Source organism: Methylobacterium sp. AC690 (assembly GCF_979256535.1).
The window spans coordinates 1-262 of the sequence record NZ_CEEDOX010000082.1 but is presented as its reverse complement, the minus strand read 5'-3'; the positions used below and the strand labels follow the sequence as shown (position 1 = coordinate 262).

Below are 262 nucleotides of genomic sequence, written 5' to 3'. Positions count from 1 at the left end.
GATCCTGTACCGGGTCGGCGCCCGGCGCTGGATCGCCCGGATCATGATCTCCTGGGGGCTCGCCACCGCTGCCCTGGTGTTCATCACCCAGGAGTGGCACTTCTACGCCCTGCGCTTCCTCATCGGCGCCATGGAGGCGGGCGTCGCCCCCGGCATCCTCTACTACCTGACCCTGTGGTTCCCGGCCTCGCGGCGGGGGCGCATCACCACGATGCTGTTCGTGGCTTCGGCCCTCTCGGGCATCTTCGGCGCCCCGTTCTCG

1 protein-coding gene is annotated in these 262 nt (G+C 69.5%); it reads left to right on the top strand.

Features of this window, described 5'->3' with window-relative positions; all coding sequences use genetic code 11:
- The coding region (locus AC0IY1_RS25400) for an MFS transporter (RefSeq protein WP_471773351.1) at positions 1–262 on the top strand (262 nt) is incomplete at both ends.